Origin of the sequence: Paenibacillus abyssi, assembly GCF_014640295.1 — a bacterium.
Taxonomy (GTDB): domain Bacteria; phylum Bacillota; class Bacilli; order Paenibacillales; family Paenibacillaceae; genus Paenibacillus_D; species Paenibacillus_D abyssi.
In genome coordinates, this window is the sequence record NZ_BMGR01000004.1 from 323902 (window position 1) to 348828 (window position 24927).

Genomic DNA, 24927 nt, shown 5'->3' on the forward strand with positions numbered 1-24927 from the left:
CTCATCCTATTTCAAACCGCTCGTGCTGATGCCCTCAACGATGTATTTCTGGAAGGCGAAGAATACGGCAAGCACAGGCAGCAGGCTGACCGCCGACATCGCAAACATCGCGCCCCAATTGGATACCGTTTCGTTATCCAGAAACATCTTGAGTGCCATCGATACCGTATACAAGCTTGGTTTGTTTAAATAAAGCACCGGTCCAAGCAGATCCTCCCAACGCCAGTAGAACGAGAAAATCGCTGCTGTTGCAAGTGCAGGTGTTACCAATGGCAGAATAATGCGGAAAAACAATCTAAACTTGCCGCAGCCGTCAATCGTCGCAGCTTCATCCATCTCCTGCGGGATCGTTCGAATGAATTGGATAATCAAGAAAATAAAGAATGGAACGCCGAAATAGTTCGGAACGACAATCGGCTTGATGGAGTTGAGCCATTCCAGCTTGGCAAACATAATGTACTGCGGAATAAGCACCACATCATGCGGGAGCATCATCAGCATCATCATCATGGCAAACCAAAACGTCTTGCCGAAGAACTGGAGCCTTGCAAAGCCAAAGGCAATCAATGCGGATGAAAACACAGCTCCGAGCGTGGAAAGCACAACGATGACGAGCGAGTTTTTAATAAATACGCCAAATGTGTTGCCGCCCATTCCCTGCCAGCCAATCACATAGTTCTCCCACACCCACGGAGACGGAATAAGCGATTCAGCCGTAATAAAAATCGTATTGCTGGGCTTGAAGGAGCTCATGACAAGCCAAAGGACCGGGTAAATCATAATAATGGATAAGACGATGACGACGGCATGGTACAAGAGAGGTTTAACTGTTTTTTTGAGCGCCATGTTAATTGCCTCCCTTTGATTCATAATGCACCCAATATTTCGCGCTGGCAAACAGCAGAACCGAGATAAAAGCGACGATCAGCAGCATGATCCATGCCATTGCCGAAGCATATCCCATTTCGAAATACACAAATGCTCGGCGGAACAGGTAGAGCGAATACAGTAATGTTCCGTCCATCGGTCCGCCTTCGCCTTTGGAAATAATATAAGCAGGCACAAATGTCATAAATGCGCCGATTGTTTGCATAATCGCGTTAAATAAGATGATCGGGCTGAGCATCGGCAGTGTAATTTTGAAGAAACGATGCACCGCGTTCGCCCCGTCTACTCCGGCCGCTTCATACAAGCTCGCAGGGATATTTTTCAGCCCGGCAAGAAAAATCAACATCGATGAACCAAATTGCCATATGGATAAGAAGATAAGCATCCACAAAGCGGCGAGCGGCTCGGCGAACCATCTGACGCCTCCGATCCCGAGAATCTCCAGTATACTGTTAATGGCGCCTTCGTCGCCGAACAGGTTGCGCCACATAATCGAGACGGCTACACTGCCGCCGATAATGGAAGGTAAATAATAGATCGTGCGGTATAAGCCAATTGCTTTGGCTGCCGTATTAAGCAGCATCGCGACGAACAAGGCGAAGGCAAGCCGCAGCGGAACGCCGCCAAATACATATAACATCGTAACCTTCAGCGATTGCGTATATTTGGGATCAGCGGTAAACATCTTCTTGTAGTTGTCCAGTCCAAGCCACCTGGGTGTCGTGAACAAATCATAATTCGTAAAGGACAGATAAAGCGATGCAAAGATCGGGATTGCCGTGAACACTAGAAATCCGATTATAAAAGGTCCAATGAATGCATAACCGGTCAGATGCCGTTTCAGCGCATTCGTTCTCATACGTACCAACTCCAATGGGCGAAGAGTGCATATCAATGCCTTGAAAAAGCGAGATAGCTGGCCTGGCGACCAGCTATCTGCTTTGTCTATCAGCCTATCTCACGCTTACTGTTTGTTTTTGGCCAAGACGGCATTGGCTTCTTCGCGGAATTTCTTCGCCGCTTCTTCCGGTGTAATCTTGTTGAATTTCATTTGCTCGTCATATGTTTTGAAGAGATTCATGACTTCAGCCGCGCCGATTGGGTCCGGTGGATCCATTTGCGTGCTGTTTTCTTCCGCCCAAGTGATGAAATCAAATACTTTGACCTGCTCCGGGGTCAGCAGCGGTTTCAGCGCTTCTTTCACTACGGAAGAAACCGGCACGCCGCGCTCGCCTTTAATCAGCTTGTTGGCTTCAATATCATTGATGAAGAAGTCGATAAATTTAACCGCCTCTTCTTTGTTATTGGAGTTCTCCGACACCGACCAGAACATACTTGGCTTCAGGAACATGCCTTCCTTCACATTCGGTCCAGGCAGCGGATGCATTTCAAGCGGACGGTTGGCAACCTGCTGCAGACCGATGAATTGGTTGGACCACTGCCATACGGAAATACCTTGCTCTTTTACAACCGGATCATCTTCGATCCCTTTAATTTGCGCCGAGAAATCTGGCGTAGGGGAACCGCCGTCGAGTACCGCCTGCTGCGTCATGCCGAAATAGTCGATAAACAATTGGTCGTTGTCATAGCCCAGCTGCGTACCGTCAGCGCTGTACAGCTTTTGACCGTTCTGGCGAAGGTAATAGCTGAAGAATACTTCCGGCTTTTGTCCGGTGTCGAAGAAAATTCCTGCATCTCCGGCTTTTTTCGCCAGCTCCTTGTAGTCATCCCAGGTCCAGTCGTCAGGTATGCTGTCCATGCCGATCTTCTTCAGCATTTCCGGATCATAGTGAATTTGAAGCGCATTAACGCCTGCGTTGAAGCCATATAATTTGTCTCCTAATTTACCGCCGTTTACTACGGTATCGGCAATATTGGAAACATCGATTCCGTTATTCAAGAAAGGAGTAAGATCAGCCAATTGGTTTTTGGTACCGTATTGCGTGATATAACCCAGGTCCATTTGGATAATGTCCGGGAGCTCATTAGCTGCTGCTTGCGGGGCAAGCTTCTTCCAGTAATCATCCCAGTTCGCGTATTCCGGTTCGATCGTCACGTGCGGGTTTTTCTCTTCGTACATTTTGATCACTTCAAGGGTATAATCATTCCGTGGTTGTCCGCCCCACCATGCCATGCGAAGCGTTACCGCTTCCTTCTCGCCGCCGGTATTGTCACCGCCTGAATTGGTTCCTTCGGCCGTACCCGCGCCTCCACTGTTATTTGTCAAGATCCCGCCATTGTTATTGGTGCCGCAGGCTGCCAGTGTAAAGACAAGCGTGAAAGCCATGATCAGCATGATCCATTTTTTCATTTTCTTTACTCCCCTTCCTGAATGAGAAAATTGAAAGTGTTTACATTGATTATTCTAATTTGTTTTACGGATGGAAGGAATTCAAAAATCCGGTCTATTTTGTTTAAAAAACAGAGGTCTCCCAGGGAGACCTCACAAAATTTCACGCTTTCTTGTACTCCGATGGCGAGAAGCCGGTATATTTTTTGAATACTTGACTGAAATATTGCGGATTGTCGCCAAAGCCCAACATTTCGGCCAGCTCAAATACTTTGACATCCTCCGTCTCGCCGATATGCTCGATCGCTTTGTCCATTCTCGACCTCATGACAAAATTTGAAAATTTCTCGCCCGTTTCTTTTTTGAACAACTTACCCAGGTAGTCCGCGTTCATGTACAGGATCTCGCCGGCTACCCATTGCAGCGATAAAGAAGGATTGCCCAGATTCTCATCAATGATATCCATTACCTTCGCAATAATGCCGGTATGTCTCGTGCGCTGATTCTCGTAATTGGCCGTGCAAATGCGCTTTGCAGTCTCTTCGATGAATTCACGAAGCGCATGCAAGGTATTCATTGCATCGAGCTTTGCCAAACTTTTAAGATAGATGCCCGTCTCCTGCGGATCCGCCTGCCGAATCATTGCGATGTAGATCGGAATAAGATCAGCCTTAATCGAGTTGTCCATCATGCGCTGCTCCGACAGAACCTTGAACAGCTCGTCCAGCTCCTGCCGAACCCCTTCCCAGTCTCCCGATTTGACAAGCATGCACAATGTCCCGTCGTCATACAGAAACGGCTTTACATCCTGATCTGCCGGGATTGTTATATCTTTGACCGTAATTAAGCTTCCTTCGCCTAAATAAAACCGATGCTTCAAGCATTTTAATGTATCAAGATACATATACCGCGCTTTCGTAATGTCATCCGGCTCACTGACAGCGATCGTAGCATCCAATTTATAATAATCGGTGAACGTCTGTTTAACCGTCCCGAGCAGCGCCAATAACTGTTCGTCTTCAAAGAAATCATTGACGAGCAGCAGTACATGATTGCCCATTGTGGTGCTCAGAATAAGCAGTTGCTTGGTCAAAATATCCTCCGCAATATTTTTCAGGGCAAATAAATGCTCAAATTCAAACTCGCCCTCCAACTGGCAAAGGAGCAGCCTAACCTTCCGATTCTGGACTGAAATCCCAAACAGGCTGCGGTATTGCTCCCATTCCCGCCGCCCATACATTTTATTGGTGACCAGCTCCTTCAAAAATTGCTCCTTGGCGCTTGGCAATACTTTAATCAGCTCTGCTTGAAGCTTATCCAGAAACAACTGCTTGCTTTGCTTTTCCTGCAGATCGTCAACCACTTCTGCGATCGCTTGTCCGATCAATTCTTCGCTGCAAGGTTTCAGCAGATAATGTTTCACACCATAATGCATCGCTTTCTTCGCATAGTCGAACTCACCAAAGCCCGAAAGCATGATAAACTCAATCTCCGGAAGCAGCGTTTTGGCATGCTCCACCAGCTGCAGCCCGTCCATCCCGGGCATTTTGATATCGCTGATTACAATATCCGGCCGGTGCTGCTCGATAAACGCCATCGCTTCGATCCCGTTGCGGGCTGTCCCGATCAGTTCTGTACCATATGTTGACCAGTCCACAATGGCAGCAATGCCCTCTAAAATAATTCGTTCATCGTCAACCAAGAGCACTTTATACATCGCTATCCCTCATTTCTACCGGAAGGCGCAGGGTCACTTGAGTTCCCGATCCTCTCTCGCTTTTGATCTCAATACCGTAGTTATCATTGAACAACAGCTTAATTCGTTCATCAATATTGCGCAGTCCGATTCCAGTTCCCTTCGATTCGGTTTGCCCTGCACGCTGCTTTTCCAAAAATTCTTGATCCATCCCTGGACCGTTATCGGATACGGTAATGAACAAGCAGCCCTCCTTCTGTTTTGCTTCGATGCGAATGCGGCATGTTTCGATCATCTGCTCCAAACCGTAATTGACCGCATTCTCAACGAGCGGCTGGAGAGAAAACTTGGGAATCAGGCAGCGGGATAATTCCGGCGGAATCACCTGAACGAAATCCAAACGTTCCTCAAAACGAATCTTCTGAATCGTAATATAGTTTCTGATTATCGTTAATTCCTCTTCCAAAGTGATTAACGCTTCCTTATTGCTGATCGAACTGCGCAGCAGATACCCAAGCGACTCAACCATAAGGGAAATCTGCCGCTGGCCCGCCGCCTTGGCCGACCAATTAATGGCTTCCAGCGTGTTATACAGGAAATGCGGATTGATCTGGGCTTGCAGCGCTTTGAATTCTGTATCCTTGATCGCAATCTGCTTCACATAATTTTCTCTGATCAGCTCTTCAATCCGCTGCACCATGATTCGGAAGTTACGCTGCATCTGCCCTGCTTCATCCTTGGATATTTCACGGTCCCCAGGCTCTTCCACATATTCGAAATTTCCTAGCTGGACTCTTCTCATTTTACTGTTCAAACGCTCAATCGGCCCAGTAATTCTCCTGGCAAAAGCTAATGAGAATAAAATAACTACCAGATAGATCATGCCATAAATGATGAAAACGGTGCGTTTGGCCGATTCCGTCTCTTTGAAAATCTCATTAAACGGGATGATATTCAGATACGTCCAGTTCGTATATTCCGAGGGAACATAGGTGATGAAATGCTTCTTCCCGCCTATCGGCAAAATTTGATATCCGCGCTTCCCGGACAAATTCATCCCCAATTTCTCGATCCCTAAAGAGTCATGCAGAGAATATACCAGCTGGTTTCCTTCCAATATCGTAAAGCGGGCCCCGTTTCTCCCCATTCCACCTGCAAAATCCTGAAACAGCTTATTCACATCGATGCGGATGGATATGTTGCCTAAATACGATAATTCCAGATTCGGCACTTTCCTGATCTCCCGGCCTGCAATAAGGGCTGAATCATAATGATCGGGAACGATAAAGCGGATGCCGCCCGTATTTTTTGCCGTTTCCGTTCTTATCTGCTCGATTCGCCCGAGGGTGGATGTAATCGCATTGTTTCCGTTTGTATACTCCTTGCCGTAAGCATCAATGATCTGCAGCGATAACACATACTTCTCAAGCCCGCCCAAAAAAAACATGCGCTCGCGGAGCTTTGCTGCGGTTAAGAAGTTATCGTAGTCGGAGCCGCCCTGCTTAATAATCGTCAAATAGGATTGGATCGATGCGTCTGTTGCGATATTAAACGACAATTTCTCCAGCCTTCTCAGCTCATTTTCTATCCCTAACGACGCGTTGTTTAAAGCGCTTGCAGATTGCAGATAAATTTCATTGTCATATGCTTCGAATGTATACTGCTGCATCGAGTAAGTAACCGCGCCAATAATAAACATGATGATCGATATAAGGATGATCAGCTTGTATTTAATGCGCAAATCAGAATAGAACGCTTTCATTCCAATGTTCAAAACAATCCTCCTTTTTTCTATCAGAGTCATCCTCCTATCAGAGTCGATCCAATCTGTATCGTTGTTCTTTCTTTTTACCTTACATCAAACGGCTCGTCAAGAGAATTGCGTATGGAGGGCTTGGAAATACTGTAAGATGCGCACAAAAAATAAATCCCCCAATTTCGCTGATACATAGCGAGTGGGGGATTTGCTTTCATCATTCTATACCGCTGTAAAGCGATACACCTTACTCTCAAAGTCGCCCTTGAATTGTGGCGTCGGTATGCCGGCATACATCAGCTCGTCGCCGCTGTATATCGCATCCGTATTCTCCAAGCGATAATCCTTGGCAAGATCCAAGCCTTTCAAACGGAAACGGCCTAGTGCCGCATAAGGCTCTTTTAACACAGAAACATAGATCACAAAGGCTTCGCTCTTATCTTTGGAGACAAACATCCATGCCGTATCATTGCCTTCAAACGGGCTGAGCAAACGGTAAAAATCGCCGAACTGCACCAAATGGCGGACTTCCTTATACAATGCCACCTGGCCTTTTACCGTCTCTTTCTCCTCGTCGGAGAACTTGGTCAGATCAAGCTCATAACCAAAGTTGCCGGATAAGGCGACATTGCCCCTTGTCTCAAGCGGTGTGATCCGTTCCACCTGGTGATTTGGAACAGCCGACACATGCGCGCCCATCGAACTGATCGGATAAACAATGCTTGTACCGTATTGGATCTTCAGGCGCGAGATCGCATCCGTGTTGTCGCTTGTCCATGTTTGGGGCATGTAATAGAGCATGCCCGCATCGAAACGGCCGCCGCCGCCCGAGCAGCTCTCAAACAATATGTCAGGGAACGCGGAAGTTATTCGCTCCAGCACGGAGTACAGTCCGAGCATATAGCGGTGCGCCGTTTCGCGCTGGCGCTCAGGCGGCAGTAACGCCGAACCGATCTCCGTCATGTTGCGGTTCATGTCCCATTTCACATAGGTGATCGGCGCACTTGAGAGAATATCGGATACTGCGCCAACGATATAATCCTGAACATCCTGACGCGACAGATCAAGAATCAGCTGATCACGCGCCTGTGTCCGTCTGCGGTCCGGCACATGCAGACACCAATCCGGATGCGCCTTGTACAGCTCACTCACTGGCGAGACCATTTCCGGCTCGAACCATAACCCGAACTGCATATCAAGGCTGCGGACTCTGCTGACCAGATCCTCCAGCCCATTAGGAAGCTTGTTGCGGTCGACAAACCAATCACCAAGAGAGGTCGTATCGTTATCCCGTTTGCCGAACCATCCGTCATCAAGCACGAACAGCTCAATGCCCAGCTCTTTGCCGGCTTTTGCAATGGATTCGATCTTATCCGCATTAAAGTCAAAGTAAGTCGCTTCCCAGTTATTGACCAGAATCGGTCTTGTCCGATCCCGGAAGCTGCCGCGGCACAGCCTTGAACGGTAGAGATCGTGGAAGCTCCGCGACATGCCTCCAAGACCATCGGAGGAATGGACCAGGATCGCTTCCGGCGTTTGGAAGTCCTCGCCCGGTTCAAGTCTCCAGTTGAAATCAAATGGGTTGATGCCCATAAACAGTCGTGAATTATAGAATTGATCTACCTCGACTCCGGCGATAAAATTACCGCTGTAAACCAGATTAATGCCATACACATCGCCGTGATCCTCATCTGCGCCTTCGGCCATCAAAGCGACAAACGGATTCTGCACATGGCTGCTTGAACCGCGGCGGCTTTCAATCGCCTGCAGGCCTGGCTCAAGACGGCGTTTGTGAACATAACGCTCACGCGCCCATGCGCCGGACAAATGAAGCATTTCAAAGCGATCAGTAGGCAGATCAAGGCTCATGCTGAGCGCCCGCTGTAATTGCAGTGTTTCCTGGCCGTTATTCGTTACTCTAGCTGATCGGGCAATAACATCATATTGTTCAAACACCGTGTAAGTAAGAACGACAGTTAATCCGGTTAATGCATCCTTTAAAGTCAGCTCGAGCGTCTGCGCTTCATCATCTTGTTCAGTATAGGTCGACGGAAGCCCGGCAAGTTCAGGCTTTCCTTCGAGAATCGTGTGCGATTCATATCGCAAATCCGTAACCGTCGTACCGTTAGCGAGCATCGCTTGATAAGCTGGCATCCGAAAATCTGAATTGCCGTAGCCCGGATATTCCTGCGGTAAGGTGTCCAATGAGAAACTCAACTGGTCAGGATCGGTGCTAGGACTGAACGAACCCCGCTGCTTCAGCTCCAACAACCGGTCTAATTGCTGTAATCCGCGAATTCGGCGTCCCCAATATAAATGGGCAGGATAACCTGCATTAACGATCTGGAACACATAACTTGTATCTTTGGATTGCAGATGAAATATTTGTTGTTTTTCATCATAAAGAATGCCCATAACAAAACTCCTCCAACCGTAAATTGTAATCAGACATGATGTTAGTATTACTATAATAATTATGACAGTTCCCTTATGTTTTTGGGAATGGAAAATTTAAAGTGATGCATGGACAAATGTAGGATTTCTTCTTGTAACGCAGCGAAGATCATTTCTTTGTATGTAAGAAAAAACCACGCCTCGTGGAAGCGTGGATCTTCACATTCATTTACTTTTGCTTGCCCTTTTCTTTTTCGGTTTGCCAATCGGCGGAAGATGCCGGATGCTGCGAAGCATCGGTCCTTTGCAGATCGGGCAGCTTTGCTGCTCTGTCGCAAATTCTTCTCTTACCCATGCCTTGCAATCAGGACTTTTACATTTGTAAATTTTTGTTGGTAATAATTCGGGTTTAATTTCTGCATCTGTAGACAAGTCCATACCTCCGTTCACTTTCGTTATTTTACCGCATGAATCTAACAAGATACAATCCCTTTTAAGTACCGGAGATGGCAATCACGCCTTAAAGTACGCCATGCTGCTTTACCAGCGGGACTTATGAGGCAGAAAAATAGCCCGGGAAATAATCCCGGGCCTTCCGCTTGCTTTAGGACTTATCTCTTACTGCTTATTTAATATCCCATTTCAACAGCGATTGGATTTGGCAGGCCCCGTTGGAAAAGGCTTGGATGCCAATCGATTGCTGTCCAGGATAAATACGTCCGGTCATAACCTTTTCACCGTTTTGGATGAAGATTTCTACCGATGATTTGTCCACGAAAATCCGCAGTGCAAGCAGGCCGTTTTCAAGTTCAACATCGCATCTGCGTTCTCCGCCCAAGCCGGCTCCCGCCTTATCCCGATTAAACCGGAACAGCCGGTCACCCGGACGGTAAGACAGTACTGTCTCTTCCTCCCCATGGACGCGGAGCTTTAAGCCAAACTCTTCGGCTTGCTGTGCTTCAAAAACAACCTGCAGTTCATAGCTGTCACCTGATATATCCAGGTCTTGAAGTCCATCCATTGCGATGCTGTGCGCCTCGTAGGGATTAGAACGATATGCTTTCACTTCCTCTAAAGGTTCGAAGACCAGCCGGTCTCCACTAAGCTTCACTTCCCGCGGAAGCGTCATCGCTCCTGCCCAATGATGTCCATCCTGCGTCGGAATAGCCGTCTCCCAGGTTTCCATCCAGGCCATCACAATCCGTCTGCCTTTATCATCAACAGTCGTCTGAGGCGCATAAAAATCAAATCCATAATCGACAGGGCGGTATTCATTATAGCTGAACTTCCCTTTATCCGTATCCAAGCTGCCGATCATGTAAGTGGTTGAGTGCAGATTATGATAATCATTGCCTTGCGCAGGCATCCGTTGAGGAGACATGATTAGAATGTCGCGGCCCTCAAGCTCAAATAGATCCGGACACTCCCAGTTATCGCCCAAGCTGCCGTCGCTTCGCGCGATTTCTCCTGCAAATGACCATTGAAACAAATCATTAGAACGGTAAAGGAGAATAATCCCATTGCCCTGCCCATCATTCGAACCAAGAACAACATAATAGCTTCCGTCTTTTTCAAATACCTTCGGATCCCGGAAATCCTTCTCGCTGGCTCCATCCGGAATTTGCTTGACATCAATAACCGGGTTAACATCAACCTTCGTAAACCGGACACCGTCATCCGAAACAGCGAGGTTTTGGAGCTGGTAATAGTCCTTCTCTTTGTTAGGACCCGTCATAATATGTCCGGTATACATCAAATAGAGCTTTCCGTCTTTTTCGATCGCGCTGCCTGAGAAGCAGCCGTCCCTGTCATACTGCTGATCGGGAGCCAATGCGACCGGGAGATATTCCCACTTCATCAGATCCGTACTTACCGCATGACCCCAATGCATCGGGCCCCATACGGGTTTATAGGGATAATGCTGATAGAACATATGATACTGCCCTTTATAATGAACAAACCCGTTCGGATCATTCATCCAGTTCAATTCACTCATCAGATGATAATTGAGCCGGTAATCCTGCCGAAGTAAATGTTTATTTTCAGAAATAAAAAGGTCGGCTCTCTCTAATGTATATGTCATAAGTTCTCCTATCCTTACGATTTATTTAATGGAGCCTTGCATAACTCCTTTGATGATATACTTTTGCGCAAATAGATACACGATCAAAACCGGAAGAATGGTCAGCATTAATCCCGCCATCATCGGGCCGTAATCGACAGAGTAGGTTCCATAGAAATAAAACGTTGATAGCGGCAGCGTTCTCTCATCGGGCGCCACCAGAACGAGTGAAGGCAAAAGGAAATCATTCCAAATCCATAAAACATTCAATATCGCGATCGTTACCGTTGTCGGTGTCAACACCGGAAATACAATACGGAAGAAGGTCTGCGTACGCGTGCAGCCATCGATCATAGCCGCTTCTTCCAGCTCAGCAGGAATGCTCTTTACAAATCCGTGGTAAATGAAAATCGCAAGCGAGCTTCCGAAGCCGAGATACATGTAAACCAACGAAAATTTGCTGTCCAGCATGCCCAGCGAGCCGTAGATTTTAACGAGTGGAATCATGATGGCCTGAAAAGGGATAATCATCGAAGCAACCATAATCAAAAATGTATATTGATTAAACTTCGTATTATTTCTCACAAAATAATGAGCCGTCATCGAAGCAAACAACGAAATGATCAGCACACTAAGTACAGTAATGATTAATGAGTTCGAGAAAGCGGCTAAATAGTTCATTTTCTCAAAAGCGCTTTGATAATTCACCAGGCTAAAGCCGGTTGGAAGCGACAAAGGGCTCGATGTGATTTCTCTGTTTTCTTTGAATGAGTTAACAATCAATAACAGGAAAGGGAAAATAAATAAAAACAGACCGACGGACAGAAGGATCAGCTTAATTAATGGCGATGACGCTTTACTGCCTACCATTATGCTTCCACCTCCATCTTTTTGCTGAAATAAACTTGAATCAAGGTAATGGTGGCCACAAGCAAGAACAATACAAACGCTTCGGCTTGACCGACGCCATAATCCCTGGATAAGAAGGCTTTCTCATAAACATGCATAGATACCATCTTCGTACTTGCGAATGGGCCGCCTTCGGTAAGCGAGATATTAAGGTCGTAAACCATAAACGTACGCTGCAGCGAAAGAAATACACATACGATGAAGGAAGGAATCATGAGCGGCAGCACCATCGTGCGCAATTTCCGCCAAGCGCTTGCTCCGTCGATACTGGCAGCTTCCATGATGTCTTTAGGTACGCTCATTAATCCGGCAACATAAATAACCATCATATAACCTGCGTATTGCCATACCGTTACGATGACAAGCGTCCAGAAAGCTTTATTCGGATCTGCGAGCCAAGAGGTGCTAAAAATCGGGATACTGGCTTGCTTTCCCAAATAGACAAGTACATTTGAAAAAATAAATTGCCATACGAAGCCGAGCACGATCCCGCCAATCAGATTCGGAACAAAAAATCCTGCGCGGAATAAGCTTTGGCCTTTCAAGCCGCTTGTCAGCACATAGGCCAGTGCGAATGCTACCACATTAATAAACAAAACGGAAAACAGCACGTATTTCAACGTTAAATAAAATGATTGCCAAAAAGCAGTGTCTCTAAAAACCTCTCCGTAGTTCTGAAAACCGACAAGCTCTTGTGTAGTGGCAATACCATCCCAGTTCGTAAAGGTTAAATAAATACCGTAAAAAAACGGGATGATCATTACAGTAATAAATGCAAATAGCGTGGGTCCGGTAAATAAAAGTCGGGTTCTTAGTTGCCGCCAGACACCTTTTTCTGCAATCATAAACGATCCCTCTCTAACTTAAATAATGTCTTTCAAGCGTAAATGCTGCCTGAATCCGGGGACTCAGGCAGCTTCTTTCCGCAGTGAATTACTTCACTGATTTCCAGTAATCTTCAATTTCTTTCACCAATGTTGCACGGTCTCCCGCTTTAGCCAAGTACTTCTGCATCGAAGCGCCTACTTTGCTCCAATGGTCTGCCGGCATTGTGCTCATGGAATCTTGCGTTTTACCACGGGAAATGTAGTCCTGAATGGATGCCGCAAGCGGATCTTGAGCTTCCAGCGTAATGTTGCTGAATGCTGGAATAATGTTTGCTTTATTTACCAAGAAATCTTGGCCTTTCTCTTCATAAACCATCCAGTTCAAAAATGTTTTAGCCGCTTCTTGCTGTTCTGGCGTGCTTTTCTCTTTATCAATAACTAGACGCTTTGATACAGCGGAAGAGATTTGGGTATTGCCGAAATCTTCTGCATTGTTGCTGATTGGAATCGGCAAGAATCCGTATTGTCCGTCAGCTGTATCAAAGCTGCTGATTTGCGGCCATGCCCAGTTGCCTTGGAACCAGATGCCTACTTCGCCTTTACCAAGCACTTCCGGACCACGCTCATAAGTTCCAGCCAATGGAGATGCTTTGTCAATGTTGTACTGCATCATAACATCAAATGTATCAATCAGACCGTTGAACACAGCATTGCTGCCCAGATCAACTTGCCCTGCTTTCAAATCTTCGATGAATTTCGCAACTTCAGCTGTATCCTCGGATTGGCCTGCATATGCCAAAGCAAGGTAATGTGCGCCAAGCGACCAGTCCATTGGGGAAATGATCAGCGGTGCTACACCGGAAGCTTCGATTTGTTTAAATAAATTTTCAAGATCATCTCTTGTTTGGATTGAATTAGGATCGAAAGAACCGCCTACTGCTTTGTCAACTACAGCTTTGTTGTAGATAAAACCATAACCTTCAATCGCCAGAGGGAAGGCCAGGTTTTTGCCGTCGAAAGTTGTCAGATCAACACTTCTCTCAACTGCATCTTCCATCCACTTTTCACCGCTCAGATCCAACACGCGATCTTTAAACTTCTCTACGTCACCTGTATCAAGCATTGTGATTGTCGTAGGATTGCCTGCTGCGTACAATGCCGATGCTCTTTCAAATGGAGATTGGCCTGCTGCTGTAGGAAGAATCTCCAGTGTGATGTTCGGATAATCTTCTTTGAAAGCCTTTGCTGCTTCTTCCAACTGCAGTTGAATCTCGCCTTTGGAGTTAAGCAATGAAATCTTTACCTCAGAGCCCGAAGAAGCGTTTGTTTGATTCGAGCTTGCTGCGCCTTCGTTCGATGGTGCAGCCGAGTTGTTACCGCAAGCAGAGACAACTAACATAACTGCAAGAGCCAAAAGCAATACATGAAGACCTTTGAATTTTTTCACGTTCGTTCCCCCAAGTTTTTTGTTTTGAAAGCGTTTGTAAATGACTTACGAGTTTATTATAAATTATCAATATTTATATGTCAATCGTTTGACATGTCAAAGCTTTGACATAATTGTTACAAATAAAAAGCCTTGTCCACCAAAGGATCTCGGCTCTTACTGGATCTGGATATGCTGTTAAGTGGTTGCTCTTTCGATTAATTTAACCGGAAGAATATTTTGCCGTTCGAAGCTTTCATCCTCAAGCTGTTTGCGGATTAATTCAATTGCAAGGCGTCCAATCTCTTCAATCGGCTGCTTCACCGTTGTAATCTCGGGCACAATCCAATTTGCGGCATTTACATCGTCATAACCTATAATTCGAACGTCTTCCGGAATTCGCTTCCCGGCTCTGACGCACTCTTTAATCGCAAAAGCTGCAATAATGTCACTTGTGGAGAAAATGCCGTCCACATCAGGGTGCTCCTGAAGCAAGGTATGGATAATGTGCTCGTACTGCTTTTGATCGAATACGTTCATATCCGTCTGAATCGTAACATGCTCAATATTATGGCGGCCCGTTAGCTCTTCAAAGGCTTGGGTCCGTTGATTCGCGAGCATGTTCAATTTCAAATTCCCGCAGATATGGGCAATTTTACGGCATCCCTTCTGAATTAACAGTTCTGTTGCGAGCTGGCCGCCACGGTAATTATCTGAAGAGATAAAAGGAATATTCTCATCAATCTGCCGGTCGATCGTTACGATAGGTGAGTTCAGGTTCCGATATTCATCCACCTCAAGCGTGTGGCTTCCCATAATAATCCCGTCCACCCGGTTGCGCTTCAGCATTTCGATATATTCCTTCTCCTTAACAGGATCCATATGTGAATTGCACAGAAGAACCTTGCTGTTCTGTTGATAGGCATAATATTCGACATAACTGGCTAATTCGCTAAAGAAGGGATGGGACACGTTCGGAATGATTAACCCGATCAAGTTGGATTGCTTGCGAAGAAGCGATCTCGCTAATTCATTCGGTTGATAATTGAGCTCTTCCATCGTTCGAAACACATTATTGCGAGTCTTCTCACTAATGTATCCCCGATTGTTTAATACCCGGGAGACAGTCGTAACAGAGACGCCCGCTTTTTTTGCGACATCATGAATCGTAGCCATAAATCCCCCGTTATCATTTTTATTTTCTTATCAATATAGCCTATTATTCATTATTTTAACAAGCATTTAAACATTGTTCCTGAGTATTATGCGAGAATTCAGCCCTCAAGCGGGGAGCATCCCCGCTCCATTGAAAGAGAGGAATGCTCCATGTGCTCATACTATACATTTCTATAATCTTCATTATTATAGTTTGTATCTAATCGTTATTGTTCCTACGACTTTATTGCGATTTCTCGCAGCGCCTCCTCATACACTGCTTGGAGCGGTACCCCATGTGCGCGGGCGGCTTGTGCCGCGTCTTCGTATTCGGGGGATTGATGGACGACACTTCCAGCCTGCAATGCTTGTTTGATGCGAACCGGACCAAAACGGGTCTCTACCGTCACTGACCGGCGTCCGAGAATCCGGCGAGTCCACTGGCTTCTCCGCACCCCCAATGTGGTGGTCTCCGTCAAAAGCAGCTGCTCGCAGCTCGCCTCAATTTCAGGTTTCGTTAATACGGTTATCAATACGCCCGGCCGGTTTTTCTTCATATGGATCGGAGTGAAGAAGACATCCAACGCGCCAGCCTCGAGCAGCCGTTCCATTGTGTATCCCATCATCTCTCCCGTACAATCATCCAGATGCGCTTCCATGACAACCACGTTCTCCCGTTCGTCATCACCGTGTGCCTTCATCACAATACAACGCAATACGTTTGGATGATCAAATTCCTTATTTCCTGCACCGTATCCGATCGTATCGATCACGCCTTCGGGCAATGCTCCGAACTCTGCCGCCAATGCCTTAAGAATACCTGCGCCGGTAGGCGTGGTCAGCTCACCCTGAGCTTCCAAGCGGGCTAAAGGGATGCCGCGCAGCAGTTCTGCCGTAGCTGGCGCAGGTATAGGATAAAGGCCATGTGCCATCCGTAATTTACCGCTTCCTGTGGGCACCGGTGAAGCGGTTACCGTATCCACATCCAAACTTTCCAGTGCAAGGCAAACCCCGATAATATCGATAATCGAATCCATCGCTCCAACCTCATGGAAGTGTACTTCTTCCGGCGATATGCCGTGGATCTTCCCCTCTGCTTCCGCTATCGCTTGAAATATGCGGATACTCCGCGACTTGACTCGTTCAGGCAGCTTCGAATTTTCAATGCCTTTAATGATATCAGCAGCTTTACGGTGCCCGTGCTCATGGTGATGGTCCCCATGACCGTGTTGATGGTCACCACGGCTGTGATGATGGTCGCCATGACCGTGGTGTTCGCCATGGCTGTGGCCATGCTCATCGAAATGTTCATGCCTGTGATCATCATCATCGTGATTATGGTGATGATCGTGTAAATCGTGTGTATGTACATTATCTTGGTTAGAATGATTTTTATGATGGCCTAGATCAAAACTTAAAAGCACCTGCTTTGCCGAGATTCCCTTCTTCATCACCGGCTTGATGTCCATTTCGAACGGGTCGAATGGCAATCGCCGTAAATGCCGCAGGATATAATCGATATCCGCACCCGCATCGATCAGTGCTGCGAGTGTCATATCACCGGCAATACCGGATATACAATCCAGGTAGAGCAGCTTCCCCATTATTCGCTTGCCTCCTTCACCAGCTGTTGAATCGTGCTGGCATAATACCCGGCACCGAAGCCGTTGTCGATATTCATAACGGCTACTCCTGTTGCGCATGAGGTCATCATCGACAGCAGCGGGGTCAAGCCCTGCATATTCGCACCGTATCCGACCGATGTCGGCACGGCAACAACCGGCCTTTTCACCAGCCCGCCAACCACGCTTGGCAGCGCCCCCTCCATTCCGGCGACGACGATAACGACATTGGCGCGCCGGATGTTCTCACGGTAAGACAGCAGCCTGTCGATCCCCGCTACTCCGACATCATAGATCCGTTCTACTTCACAGCCCATCCACTCCGCTGTCACAGCAGCTTCCTCGGCCACATGGATATCCGAAGTCCCGCCGCACAACACCGCGACCTTTCCCGGAAAGCGATGAGCGGGTTCGCCGAATGACAACAAGTGTGGTACTTCATGATAAACGGTTTGAGGGAGCAGGGCTTTCACCTGCTCCGCCTTCTCAGGCGAGATTCGGGTAACAAGCGCGCGTCCATGATGTTCGATTAACCGGGAAGTAATCTGAACAATCTGCTCTACCGTCTTACCGGAGCCGAATACGACTTCCGGAAAGCCCGTGCGCTGCTCGCGGTCAACATCCAGCTTGCAAAATCCAAGGTCTTCAAATGTACTCATCAATTTGCCTCCATTTCCAATCCACAGTTCATGCTTCCACTCTTATAACCCGACAGATCCATCGTCAGACTAGATTCAGCTTTGTAAGCGTAATCGTTTCTCCGTATGCAATTCACGAGGACAAGCAAAGGTTGGTTTATCCCCTTTGGCTAGTCCGGACTGCTTGGCCAATTACATGGCTTACTTCTCTATTATAACAAGAAATCGCCTTACACACCTATCGATCCTCAATTCAACAAATCACGTCCTGGCGTACGATAGTATCGCCGCTCTTCTTTCGACTTGCCGCTTTTATCCCTCCTCGAACATGAAAGGCTGTCTCATCCGCGGACATTCATCCGTCGATAAGGCAGCCTTGCAAATCTTTAGTCATATTCAATCAGCTTAATACATGTTTCAGCCAATCGTATGCGGTCCTGCCGCTGATTTCATGTGCACCCTGGAAGAGATCTGTCTGCAGTTTGTCTTTAGCGCCCTCACGCTCATAGATTACTTGCAGCTCCCTGACTGCTCTGTTAAAGCCTTGCACCGGAAATATCGGATCGTTTGTACCCGACTCAAGAAATAACGGACGCGGAGCAATGAGGCCGATCAGCTCCGGCAGCTCAGCGTGCAGCAGCAGGCCGGGTGTATAATTATCAATACAATGATGTACGGCAAATATGCTGTCCTTAAATGTATTCGGAAATCCGCATAATACCTCCGCCTTTATGCGCTCATCCATTACAGCGGCCACGTAAGCAATCAACGCTCCGCCTGAGAAGCCCATCGCTCCCACACGTGCTTCATCGACCTCAGGCCGTGATGCCAAATAGTCCAATGCGCCCCGTGCTTCCCACGCACGGAGGCCGGTCAGCGTTTTGCCCAGCATCATCAACTGCGTGGACAGCCGGTAACAGGAGTTCGGCGCATGCGGATTCAGCGTCAGATCGGCTTCGAGCTTACGTTCCCCGAAACCGGCCACATCCGGCGCGATTACCGCCATGCCGCGCTTGACGAGTTGAACGGCGAAGTGCTGATGAATGCCGGGGACATTCGTGTCCGGCGATCCGTCCGGCAGAAGGCCGACGATCTCCCTGCTTCCATAACCATGCCCATGCAAAGCAAGAACACCCGGCAGGGCTCCTTTCGCCTCTTTGGGCAGCAGTACATAAGCCGCGAATGATAAACCAGGTGTAGCCGAGAGCTCGACGCGTTCACGGATATAATCGTCGCATTCCACCCGCTCCAGCAGTATCGGCGTATATCCGGCATTAGGCTCGAACTCGCCGACACATTCGCCAAGCGCCTGCTTAAGTTTTTCTTTTCTGCGCTCAGGAAGCTCAGATTGCGCGTTTTCTCTGTGTTTCATAAGAGCATTCTCATACAATTGATCCAGCCACGAGTCTGCTTTCCACATCAACCGCATCGCCTCTTTCGATTATTAGACTCTTCCCATAATAACGTTGATGACAAATTGGATTTTCCCTTTGAGGCAATAGCTCATCTGTTCATGAGGATGGCTATGCAGATATCCTTCCGCGCCGGCTTCGAAATGAACCTCCATCATCATGAGGCGCTCTCCTGGCGCAAATATTTTCCGTTTCACTCCAGGCTCCGCGTTCTCCCATTCACCGATGTTTACCATCTGATTTCACCTCCACAGATCTTCCAACATGACCTTTTTACCCGTTTTAGCGCTTTCAACTGCGCCAAACACCATCGCCATGCTCTGAATATTGTCTCTGCAGTCAGTCTCTGCCCGGCGGCCTTCTTCAAGCGAAGCGAACATCTCATCGAGACACCCGTAATGAAAGGTGTGATCCTGCACAGCCACTTCCGCCTCTTCTTTTACATAATCAAACATGAATTTACCCGTCTGATCTCCGGGAGCAACCGATTCTGCATAAGGAGCGCCAACTCCGTCCCAAACCGCAGTTCCCCTCTCTCCCGTTATGCGCCAGGACGCTTCCCAGGAGGTAGGCGCTCCCTCCGCACACCATGAACCGCGATAGCAGAAGACCGAACCGTCCGACATTTCGAATATGCATATCGCAGCCGCATTGCCTGCGTACCACGATCCCGGCGGATTAAATTCATGGCAGTAAACGGATATCGGGTCGGCACCGAGAATGAGCCGCGCTTGGTCAAACGTATGAATCGCCATGTCCAGCAGCAGCGGGCTGTCCATCACATCGCGGAAGCCGCCAAAGTGGGGACCGAGAAAAAAATCGGCTCCAGCGTATCCCGGCCTGCCGATTGTACCCGAATCAATCAGCTGCCGGAGCGCCCGGATCCGCGGGTCGAACCGGCGGTTTTGCATTACCGCATGCGTCCGGCCCGTCTCGTCGGAGATACGAATGATGTCACGGCATTCAGCCATCGATTCTGCGAGCGGTTTCTCCGTAAACACATCGCAGCCAAGCCGCATTGCCGTCGTGCTGATTCCGTAATGGCTGGCAGGAATAGTTATATCAAACACCAGATTTGTACCCGTTTCCCGGATGGCCTCGCTCAGATCAGTGAACACCTTGCAGGAGAGTCCGTACTTCTCTGCCATCGCTTGGGCAAATTCGATCTTAATATCAACTAGTGCCACAATTTCCGTATCTTCGCGCTGCAGCGCATACTGGATCCAACTATTGGCCATACCCCCGCAGCCCGCTACCGTTACGCGGTACTTTTCCGTCATTGTGTTCTCCCCGCTTTCGTAATAGACTACTAATGAAACACTCTAATATTGATTTGCTTTATGTAAGACTATTTCATTATATCGCCTAATTCCAGCCGATTCTCTATCCAATCTTGGGCAATAATCGTCTAATCTTGCGGAGAAAGGACCGACCTGTTATGACATACCCGAAGGAACTGCGTGAAGAGACCCGGCTCTCTGAAAAAGCATATCCATTCCAATTTTTTAGAAACCGCATTCCTGATGCCAGAAGAGATAAGAACATCTTGTACTTGCATTGGCACGAGCATTTTGAAATGATCGTCATGGAGCGTGGCAGCGCAGTATTTCATATAGACAGCCGTCCTTATGAGGCGCGTCACGGTGAATTTTTGATCGTGCCCTCCGGCGGGCTTCATGTTGGTTACAGTCTGGCCGACGAACCCGTCGAATTTGTTTCGCTTGTATTTAACCCATCGCTTTTCAGCGGATGGATGCAAGATTCGATCCATACCCAATACGTGACACCGTATATGGAAGGGCGCTTGCAATTTCCGGTCAAGCCGGATGCTCTGGATCCAACGTATGAAGCTTGCTACACCTTACTAAAACAAATGATTTCCGAATATGAAAGAAACGGGCCCGCATATCTGCTCGTCGTCAAATCCCTGCTCTACGCGCTCGTTACACAGCTATCGCGAACCTATCTGCCTCTTAATATGGATGAACATCATACGGTAGAAAAAAACAGGGAGCGGTTCAAATCGTTGATCCGGTATATAGAAACACACCCTGCGGACAAAATAACACTCGAACAAGCTGCCAAACGGGTCAACCTGAATCCTTACCATTTCTGCAAAACGTTTAAAAGGCTTACCGGCCGCACCTTCGTCGATTACGTCAATCTCAGCCGCATCAACGAGGCCGAGCGACTGCTGATCGAACGCAAGTATTCCGTCACCGAGATTGCTTCCATGATCGGCTGCGGCAATCCGAATTATTTTACCAAGCTGTTCAAGCAATACAAGGGAATTACGCCTTCGCAGTTCATAAAAAAAACATCTGTCCCCTTCGAATAGGAAAGTGCCGTGGAACTCATGTATTAAGAAAAACTTGCACACGCATCAAAATCTTGTTTCCGATCAGGCGTGGCCGGATTAGCCGGGGTTCGTGAGGGAATTTCTGAGCATGCTGAAATAGTCGGAGTACGGCGATCGATTCCGGTATTCTGCCGGAGAGAGGTCGCCACTATTTTGAGGTTTAACAGTGAACTGCATGTTCGAATGTTCTTCCGAGCGCTGTTTTGATACTTCAGCCTTTTAAACTAGAGCTAAAAGCAATTATCAACTAAATTCTCCAAAATATAATGGGAACCACACCATCATTTCACCATTTCCACGGTTATCCCATGCGAAATATGGAATCATTCGGACACGAACTCGTCCCGGCCCTTCTATATCCAAGGTCTGATATAAAGCCTGCCTGTCCTTTTCTTTATTCCATTTTACAGTTAATCCATCTGTTTCCAGTGAAAGGACTGTCTTGCCGCTTATCTCGTAAGGAACTGATTTAAATTTCGCAGATGCCGGCAACATGAAATCTCCTAATTCCGGAAGAGGTACATCCGGTGACTCAAGGCAATACAACAAAGGACCTCTCTCCACTGCAACCTGATTGATGTTTTCCTCCAGATAAGAATGAGCTACAGTCAGACGGACAGGCATATCCATCTGTAATTCAATTCTTGTTCCATCTATTTTATCAATATCAATACTGAAGTAACTGGAGGCATGGCTTTTATCCAAGTCCGCAATCTCTTCGCCATTTACCGTAATAGATCCTCCTGTTAACCAGCCTGGAACACGCAATTTAACCGTAATAGGCACATCCTCTTTTACATCGCCAAATTCCATTACAACACGTCCATCCCAAGGATATTCTGTCTTTTGCATGATGGTGAAGGCTGCACCATTACTAAGACGGAAACCGGCAGTATTAGCTCCATACATCCCTGTATAAATAGAATCATCAGAAATCATGTAGGCATATTCACTGGATTCTGTAATAATCCTGGCCATGTTGGGTGGGCAACAAAAACAAGTCAGTGTTCCTGTTCTTTCCAATGGCCACATTAATTCATGATCTAACTCTTTCACCCTTCTCAATGCGTTTTGGTAAAAGTATCGATCGCCTGATAAACTAACAGATGCGATTGATAAATTCAGCATGGAACGTTCAATGATATCAAAATATTTTGCTTGTGGATCTATAGCGAACATCCTTAAGTTCCACATAATATTTCCGATCGTCGCACAGGTTTCATTATATGCCGTAATATTAGGAAGCTGGTACTCATATCCGAATGCCTGATGGACAACGTTTTTACTCATGTCAAAACTAAATTCCCCATAAGGTGACGTACCTGAATAAAGAGCACCACAACCGCCATTAATGTAGAGTTTCTTACCTACACAATTTTCCCATACAGAGTCCAGTACCGTCTTCAGCTCCTCATCCCCATTTTCAAGATAGATATCTGCTACTCCTGAATATAGATAGGTAGAACGAACACCATGTCCAACAATCTTTCTATGTTCTCTTAGTGGTAATCTGTCTTGATTATCATTAGTTCCATTTTTTACCAAATCCCGTGCTTTAAGAGCCAACTCAGCCAATTCCAGATATTCGTTCTTCCCGGTCGTTCTATACAATTCCGTAATCCCCATATAGTGAGAAGGGCAAACCTCTGTTAATGCCTCGCCCTTTCGAATTTGCTCTTCATATAGATTCCTCAAATATCCAGCTGCTTTTTCCGCCACCTTCAGGAAAGAATCCTTTCCTGTAATTCTCTTATATGCACAGGCTGTGGTCATCAGATGTCCGAAATTATAGAATTCAAAATCATTTACATGTCCCAATCGACTATTACCACCGCTACTCTTATCTGCGATGATCTGCTTTGTGGAGATATAACCATCAAGCTGTTGTGCCTTGCTAATGAGTTCAATATAAGCATCCAAATCCTTCTCTAACTCTTTGTCGCCACGCTTGGCCACAACATACATGGCAGCTTCCATCCACTTATAAAAATCACCGTCTCCAAATGGAGTTCCTGCATGTTCCCCCTCATGAAGCTCAGCCGCCACTCGGAAGTTTTCTACGACATGAAACGTCGGTGAATCATCTTCAAACTGACTCCTAATATGCGGAACAGATACATCTGCGCAAACATCAAACCTTTCTTTCCAGAACCCTTCATTCCAATCAATAGCCTGTACCGGTAAAGAATGTACTTTGGAATACTTGCTTTTCCTTGTATCAATCAGCATTCTATTTCCTCCTCGTAACAATCTCTCAAATCCTTTTGCAAAAACGCGACAAAGCCATTTTTCAGAACTTCCCTCAACTCGTCACCAGTCTTGGACGTTAAGATCGCCCCTCGTTCACTCTCATGCCTTTAGGAAAGCGTTAACATTTTGTGAAAAAATAAATAGACGAGAAAGTTTTTTAATTTATTTTCTCATGAACAAACTACAATAAATATAGAACATATTTCAGAATTTTGTGTTCATTTTAAAGGTTTAACAAAGTAAACAAAACTTTGCTGCTTCTATAATTAAAGGATAAGTTTAATTTTCTTGAATTAATTTGTTGTTGTATATCTATACTGCTCTCTAAAATTCCCAGGTGTCACACCATTGTATTTCTAAAAGAATAATGCACTACTATTCCAGTAATGCACCCGTTTGTTCAAATATGAATGTTATTGTTAAAATCAGTACACTTTACTACTTCCAATGGACCATCCTGCTCAATGAGGAGAACAGCTTTTACATCAGTAGGCAAGCCTATTTGGGCATGTGCTTCCACAACCTTCAGTGTTGGTAGATCTAAAAATTCTAGAGTAGTATGAATTATCTTGTTTGCAACTAGAGACGGTTTTAGCTGCTGCTTCTAGATCTTGATAAAGATCGAACATCGTCATTTTAGAACTCTGGTATGGGAATAAGCTTTAAAGTTGCTTCCGTAATAATTCCGATCGTTCCCTCTGAGCCAACTATTGCGAGGACATAATCACGTGTTACTCCATATTTAAGTCCACGTAAGTCCCCAGAATTTTCGTTTATATTCCCACTTGGGTCAGGAAGATAAAATAGCCCCTTTGCTTCAACTGCATTAATCATGTCTAGCGTAATGACTTCAGGTTGAACGGTCACGGTTAAATTTTATTCATCGATTTCTAGTATGTCGTTCATATGTTTAAATAGAAGAACTAGTCCTCCTGCGACAGGTTCCTGCACAAAGATTGGTTCCTGATCCTCTTGGTACTATCGGTAATCGATTTTCATTGCATATCTTTACAATCTCTGAAACTTCCTTTGTGTTTCGCGGAGCGACAATTGCATCAGGCATCGATTGAAATTGTGGTGTAGCATCGTAGAAATAGACAAGTCTTCCAACGTTGGAATCGTCATAGTTGGAAGAGCCGACAATATGGATTAGCTTTTGTTTTATTTCATTTGTAATCAAGTCAAACATCTCCCATTTTGAAAAATTAGAAAGCCCCTAGTGATATACTTGAAACACTAGGGG

At 46.5% G+C, this 24927-nt stretch carries 18 protein-coding genes and 2 pseudogenes; 1 reads left to right on the forward strand and 19 read right to left on the reverse strand.

Annotated elements, in window-relative coordinates; genetic code table 11:
* Window positions 1–6: 6 nt before the first annotated feature.
* The 17 genes and pseudogenes from IEW11_RS08210 to IEW11_RS08290 all read right to left on the reverse strand — a co-directional run bounded on the left by IEW11_RS08210 (window position 7) and on the right by IEW11_RS08290 (window position 20355).
* Complete coding sequence (locus tag IEW11_RS08210) at window positions 7–846, reverse strand: carbohydrate ABC transporter permease (protein WP_188530565.1); 840 nt, start codon at window positions 844–846, stop codon at window positions 7–9.
* 1 nt (window position 847) lies between these two features.
* Window positions 848–1747 (reverse strand): carbohydrate ABC transporter permease, encoded by a 900-nt coding sequence (locus tag IEW11_RS08215; protein WP_188530566.1) that lies wholly within the window; start codon window positions 1745–1747, stop codon window positions 848–850.
* 105 nt (window positions 1748–1852) lie between these two features.
* Entirely contained in the window at window positions 1853–3199 is a 1347-nt protein-coding gene (locus IEW11_RS08220) for an ABC transporter substrate-binding protein (RefSeq protein WP_188530567.1), read from the reverse strand.
* Window positions 3200–3341: 142 nt separating this feature from the next.
* Window positions 3342–4895, reverse strand: coding sequence for a response regulator transcription factor (locus tag IEW11_RS08225; protein WP_188530568.1), 1554 nt, complete (start codon window positions 4893–4895; stop codon window positions 3342–3344).
* Window positions 4888–6648 carry a sensor histidine kinase gene (locus tag IEW11_RS08230; protein ID WP_188530569.1) on the reverse strand — a complete coding sequence of 587 codons (1761 nt, stop codon included), beginning with the start codon at window positions 6646–6648 and terminating at the stop codon, window positions 4888–4890. The genes IEW11_RS08225 and IEW11_RS08230 overlap by 8 nt, the downstream gene beginning before the upstream one ends.
* Before the next feature lie 204 nt (window positions 6649–6852).
* Complete coding sequence (locus IEW11_RS08235) at window positions 6853–9045, reverse strand: alpha-galactosidase (RefSeq protein WP_188530570.1); 2193 nt, start codon at window positions 9043–9045, stop codon at window positions 6853–6855.
* Between the two features lie 204 nt (window positions 9046–9249).
* Window positions 9250–9462 carry a cold-inducible protein YdjO-related protein gene (locus IEW11_RS08240; protein WP_188530647.1) on the reverse strand — a complete coding sequence of 71 codons (213 nt, stop codon included), beginning with the start codon at window positions 9460–9462 and terminating at the stop codon, window positions 9250–9252.
* A gap of 187 nt (window positions 9463–9649) precedes the next feature.
* Complete coding sequence (locus IEW11_RS08245; RefSeq protein ID WP_188530571.1) at window positions 9650–11107, reverse strand: glycoside hydrolase family 32 protein; 1458 nt, start codon at window positions 11105–11107, stop codon at window positions 9650–9652.
* Window positions 11108–11128: 21 nt separating this feature from the next.
* Window positions 11129–11956 (reverse strand): carbohydrate ABC transporter permease, encoded by an 828-nt coding sequence (locus IEW11_RS08250; protein WP_188530572.1) that lies wholly within the window; start codon window positions 11954–11956, stop codon window positions 11129–11131.
* Window positions 11956–12840 carry a carbohydrate ABC transporter permease gene (locus tag IEW11_RS08255; protein ID WP_188530573.1) on the reverse strand — a complete coding sequence of 295 codons (885 nt, stop codon included), beginning with the start codon at window positions 12838–12840 and terminating at the stop codon, window positions 11956–11958. The genes IEW11_RS08250 and IEW11_RS08255 overlap by 1 nt, the downstream gene beginning before the upstream one ends.
* A gap of 88 nt (window positions 12841–12928) precedes the next feature.
* Window positions 12929–14269, reverse strand: a complete 1341-nt coding sequence (locus IEW11_RS08260) for an ABC transporter substrate-binding protein (protein WP_229725035.1) — start codon at window positions 14267–14269, stop codon at window positions 12929–12931.
* Window positions 14270–14446: 177 nt separating this feature from the next.
* The gene (locus IEW11_RS08265; protein ID WP_188530574.1) at window positions 14447–15424 is read right to left on the reverse strand and encodes a LacI family DNA-binding transcriptional regulator; all 978 of its coding nucleotides are present in this window, start codon (window positions 15422–15424) and stop codon (window positions 14447–14449) included.
* A gap of 215 nt (window positions 15425–15639) precedes the next feature.
* Entirely contained in the window at window positions 15640–17007 is a 1368-nt protein-coding gene (gene larC, locus IEW11_RS08270; protein WP_188530575.1) for a nickel pincer cofactor biosynthesis protein LarC, read from the reverse strand.
* A complete protein-coding gene (gene larB, locus IEW11_RS08275) occupies window positions 17007–17684 on the reverse strand; it encodes a nickel pincer cofactor biosynthesis protein LarB (RefSeq protein WP_188530576.1) in 678 nt (225 codons plus the stop codon). The genes larC and larB overlap by 1 nt, the downstream gene beginning before the upstream one ends.
* Window positions 17685–18063: 379 nt before the next feature.
* Complete coding sequence (locus IEW11_RS08280) at window positions 18064–19083, reverse strand: dienelactone hydrolase family protein (protein ID WP_188530649.1); 1020 nt, start codon at window positions 19081–19083, stop codon at window positions 18064–18066.
* 45 nt (window positions 19084–19128) lie between these two features.
* Window positions 19129–19311: pseudogene (locus IEW11_RS08285) on the reverse strand (cupin domain-containing protein); the annotation flags it as partial.
* Window positions 19312–19317: 6 nt separating this feature from the next.
* Complete coding sequence (locus IEW11_RS08290) at window positions 19318–20355, reverse strand: Gfo/Idh/MocA family protein (RefSeq protein ID WP_188530577.1); 1038 nt, start codon at window positions 20353–20355, stop codon at window positions 19318–19320.
* A gap of 158 nt (window positions 20356–20513) precedes the next feature.
* Between IEW11_RS08290 and IEW11_RS08295 the strand changes: the two genes are divergently transcribed.
* Window positions 20514–21413 carry a helix-turn-helix domain-containing protein gene (locus IEW11_RS08295; RefSeq protein WP_188530578.1) on the forward strand — a complete coding sequence of 300 codons (900 nt, stop codon included), beginning with the start codon at window positions 20514–20516 and terminating at the stop codon, window positions 21411–21413.
* Between the two features lie 264 nt (window positions 21414–21677).
* On the opposite strand, the gene IEW11_RS08300 is transcribed toward IEW11_RS08295, so the two are convergent.
* Both IEW11_RS08300 and IEW11_RS08305 read right to left on the reverse strand, forming a co-directional pair.
* Entirely contained in the window at window positions 21678–23663 is a 1986-nt protein-coding gene (locus tag IEW11_RS08300) for a glycoside hydrolase family 127 protein (RefSeq protein ID WP_188530579.1), read from the reverse strand.
* 457 nt (window positions 23664–24120) lie between these two features.
* Window positions 24121–24864 (reverse strand): annotated as a pseudogene (locus IEW11_RS08305) (FAD-binding oxidoreductase); the annotation flags it as partial.
* Between the last annotated feature and the right edge of the window lie 63 nt (window positions 24865–24927).